This is a genomic window from Novosphingobium naphthalenivorans NBRC 102051 (assembly GCF_001590985.1).
Taxonomy (GTDB): Bacteria; Pseudomonadota; Alphaproteobacteria; order Sphingomonadales; family Sphingomonadaceae; genus Novosphingobium; species Novosphingobium naphthalenivorans.
Genome location: NZ_BCTX01000171.1, coordinates 1 through 2,609, shown reverse-complemented (window position 1 = coordinate 2,609; position 2,609 = coordinate 1). Strand labels below are relative to the sequence as shown.

Annotated in this window: 3 protein-coding genes; all 3 read left to right on the top strand. The window is 64.9% G+C overall.

Annotated features, from left to right (window positions below):
• Positions 1-174 precede the first annotated feature (174 nt).
• Positions 175-1,335: a TrbL/VirB6 family protein gene (locus tag NN5_RS24430; protein ID WP_067739254.1), complete on the top strand. Its 1,161-nt coding sequence runs from the start codon at positions 175-177 to the stop codon at positions 1,333-1,335.
• Positions 1,335-2,090, top strand: coding sequence for a VirB8 family type IV secretion system protein (locus NN5_RS24425; RefSeq protein WP_067739251.1), 756 nt, complete (start codon positions 1,335-1,337; stop codon positions 2,088-2,090). The genes NN5_RS24430 and NN5_RS24425 overlap by 1 nt, the downstream gene beginning before the upstream one ends.
• 8 nt (positions 2,091-2,098) lie before the next feature.
• Positions 2,099-2,609: TrbG/VirB9 family P-type conjugative transfer protein (locus NN5_RS24420; RefSeq protein WP_169801056.1), on the top strand; the 511-nt coding region annotated here is incomplete at its 3' end.

The window sequence follows — 2,609 nt, the reverse complement described above, 5'->3', positions numbered from 1 at the left end:
CCTGTTCAAGCATGGGCAGGACAGCGTGGTCGCCCGCCTCAACCTCTCGGGCGAGAAAGACATCCTGACCATCCTCTCCGGCCGGGAAGCCACGGTGCGCCTGTTCGATGAACTGGTGGGCGAGACCGGCATCGATCCCGAGGGCTGGATGGCCCCCTTGCTGGCGCGCGCGTGATGGCTTGCCCCGTCGTCCAAACCGGTCAGGACTTTCTTGCCACCGCGCTTGCGCATATCGACTGCCAGGCGGCCACGATTGGCGCCTATGGCTTCGGCGCACTGGCAAGCCCCGGTTCGCCCGTGTCGCTGGCGCTTACCAGCCTGCTGACGATCTTCATTGCCCTGTTCGGTATCCGCCTGCTGCTCGGCTATCCCATGGGCACGCGCGATGTCATTGGCGACGTGCTCAAGGTGGGGATCGTGCTCACCCTGGCAACAAGTTGGCCTGCGTGGCGCATCGTAGGCTACGACCTCATCATCCATGGTCCCGGGCAGATCGCTCAGGTCATCGGCGGCAGTTCGGGCCTGCCGGGCAGCGCGGGTGATCTCGCCGCGCGGCTGCAGACCGTCGACAAGGGCCTTGCCGCGCTCAATGTCTATGGCAGCGGCCGCCTGGGTGTTGCCCAGGGCGACTGGTTCCAGCTTGGCTTTGCCCGCAGCGCCTTTCTGGCAGGAACGCTGGGGCCGCTGGCGCTGGTGCGGCTGACGGCAGGTTTCCTGCTGGCTGTCGCCCCGCTGATGGCAGGTCTGCTGCTGTTCGGCATCACGCGGGGCATTTTCGAAGGCTGGGGTCGCGCGCTGGTCATGACCTTTGTGGCCTCGATCCTGCTGAGCGTGATCTACGGTGTTGAACTGGCGCTGCTCGAACCCTGGCTGCAGGATGCCTTGCAACAGCGCGCCATGGAGCAGCAGACGCTTGATGCGCCGGTAGAGATTCTTGTAGCGACACTCAGCTTTGCGATTGTCTCACTGGCATCCGTGTTCCTGATCGCGCGTCTGGCCTTTCATGGCGGGTTGCATTGGCCGATCGTGTTTCAGCAGGCACCGGACCGGGCCGAAGCAACGCCACCCCCACGAGCAGGCTTTCTATCCAGCGCAAGTGATGAACCCTCCCGTGCGGTGATTGTCGCTCATTCAGTGAGCGAGAACCTGCGCCGCGAGGAGCGCATTGCCGATATCACGCGCGTCGAAGGCCGTTGGTCTGAGCGATCCGGCTCGGCGCCGTCCGTGCTCGCCGCGCAGACCGATCAGGCGCGGCATGAGGAGGCGCTCGGTAGTACCTGGCGCCGGTCTTCCGCTCGCCCCTCCAGCGCCGCGCGCCGCAGGGACCAGACGTGATGAACGATATGAGCGACGACGATCTCACACGCTACTACGAAGAGGCTGGTTCCTGGTCCGCCGACCGTACCAAAGGCCTGGCTGCCTCGAAGCGGATTGCCTGGATCATTGCGGGGATTGCCACCGGGGTGGCCGTGCTGGAGGCGATCGCGCTCGCCGCGCTGGCTCCGCTCAAGACGGTCGTGCCCTATACGCTGCTTGTTGATCGGCAGACGGGCAATGTTCAGGCGCTCAAGCCGCTCGACCAGCAGGCCATCACGCCCGACGATGCCCTCGTGCGTTCGTTTCTCGCGCAATACGTCACGGCGCGCGAGAGCTTCGATATCAATGCGCTCAACGCCGACTACCGCAAGGTCGCCCTCTGGTCGGCAGGAGATGCCCGCGAACGCTATCTCAAGGCCATGCAGGCGAGCAATCCGGCCAGCCCGCTCAAGACCCTGCCCAGGCAAGCGCTGGTCGAGACCGAGGTGCGCAGCATCTCGTCGCTGAGCGCGGACACTGCGCTCGTGCGGTTTGCGACCACCCGCACCGATCCGGGAGGACAGCGGCAGGCGGGTGAGAATTGGGCTGCCGTGATCAAGTACCAGTTCTCGCCTGCTCGAATGAGCGCTTCGGACCGGCTGCTCAATCCGCTGGGCTTCCAGGTGCTGCGTTACCGGCGCGATGCCGAGATGATCGCGCCTGTGGCGCCCGCTCCGCAAGCAGCGGGTACACAAGGGACATTACCAAACCAGCAGCAGGGCTCCCAGTCATGAGGGAGCTGGTGTTGATCTTGGCGCTGGCGGCAAGCGCTGCACAGGCGCAGGAACTGCCACCCAGGGATCCCCGGATCGAGGTGCTGTCTGCAGGGGGCACCGGTCTCCTCAGCTTGCGCACGGCGACGGACGTGACGCAGACCCTGCTATTCCGGCAGGGGGAACAGATCGCCTCGGTCATCCTGAGCGATCCCACGGCCTTCATCATCACGGTCGCCAGATCAGGTGACAGTCTGGCGCTGCGCGCGGCAAGGCCCTCAGCCTATGGGATCATGACGGTCCGCACCAATATGCGCACCTACGAGTTCGATATGCTCGCAGGGACATCAGGTTCCATTCCGGCTGTCATTCGTCTGGCCGATGAGCCGCAATACCACCCAGCAAGCGCGCCGCCGACAGCGGCGGCCGAGACCGGTGAGCGTTTCAGCTACCGGCTGTCGGGCAATAAGACGCTGCGCCCGGCGGCGATCAGCGATGATGGCAGCAAGACCTACATCGAATGGGGATGCGATCAGGCAA

Coding starts and splice junctions, on each gene's coding strand:
- NN5_RS24430 (WP_067739254.1), top strand. CDS start 175: ATGGCTTGCCCCGTCGTCCAAACCGGTCAGGACTTTCTTGCCACCGCG.
- NN5_RS24425 (WP_067739251.1), top strand. CDS start 1,335: ATGAACGATATGAGCGACGACGATCTCACACGCTACTACGAAGAGGCT.